Genomic DNA, 1,161 nt, shown 5'->3' with positions numbered 1-1,161 from the left:
GCCCGCAGGGCGTCCCGGTGTTCGCCTGGAAGGGCGAGACGCTCGAGGACTACTGGTGGTGCACCGAGCAGCTGTTCAAGTTCCGCGACGAGAACGGCGACGTCGTGGGCCCGAACATGATCCTCGACGACGGCGGTGACGCCACGCTGCTGGTGCACAAGGGCGTCGAGTTCGAGCAGACCGGCGTGGTCCCGACCGTCGACGACGACGACCTCACCGTCGCCGACGAGGAGCGGGTCGTGCTGGACACGCTGCGCCGCTCGCTGGCCGAGGACCCGAAGCGCTGGACCACGATCAACTCCGACATCCGCGGTGTCACCGAGGAGACCACGACCGGGGTCAACCGGCTCTACCAGCTCGCCGAGCAGGGCAAGCTGCTGTTCCCGGCGATCAACGTCAACGACTCGGTCACCAAGTCGAAGTTCGACAACAAGTACGGCATCCGGCACTCGCTGCTGGACGGCCTGAACCGCGCCACCGACGTCCTGATCGGCGGCAAGGTCGCGGTCGTGGCCGGCTACGGCGACGTCGGCAAGGGCTGCGCCGAGGCGCTCGCCGGCCAGGGCGCGCGGGTGATCGTGTCCGAGATCGACCCGATCTGCGCGCTGCAGGCGCTGCTCGAGGGCTTCCAGGTGGCTCGGGTGGAGGACGTCATCGGTTCGGCGGACGTGGTGGTGACCACGACCGGCAACAAGGACATCATCACCACCGACCTGATGCAGAAGATGAAGCACCAGGCGATCCTGTGCAACGTCGGCCACTTCGACAACGAGATCGACATGGCCGGCCTGGCCCGGATCCCGGGCATCAACAAGATCAACATCAAGCCGCAGGTCGACGAGTGGGTCTTCCCGGACGGGCACACCATCCTGGTGCTCTCCGAGGGCCGCCTGATGAACCTGGGCAACGCGACGGGGCACCCGTCGTTCGTGATGTCGAACTCCTTCGCGAACCAGACGATCGCCCAGATCGAGCTGTTCACCAAGCACGAGGAGTACAACAAGGACGTCTACCGGCTGCCGAAGCACCTCGACGAGAAGGTCGCGAAGGTGCACGTGCTGGCGCTGGGCGGGGAGCTGACGAAGCTGTCCAAGGACCAGGCCGAGTACATCGGCGTCGACGTCGAGGGCCCGTACAAGCCCGAGCACTACCGCTACTGAG

At 66.2% G+C, this 1,161-nt stretch carries 1 protein-coding gene; it reads left to right on the top strand.

From position 1 onward, the window contains the following. A partial coding sequence (locus ACVJO7_RS34015) for an adenosylhomocysteinase (RefSeq protein WP_491676370.1) occupies window positions 1-1,160 on the top strand: 1,160 nt, incomplete at its 5' end. Between the last annotated feature and the right edge of the window lies 1 nt (window position 1,161).

The organism is Pseudonocardia sp. DxW (genome assembly GCF_058448985.1).
This window is presented reverse-complemented; position numbering and strand designations above follow the sequence as displayed.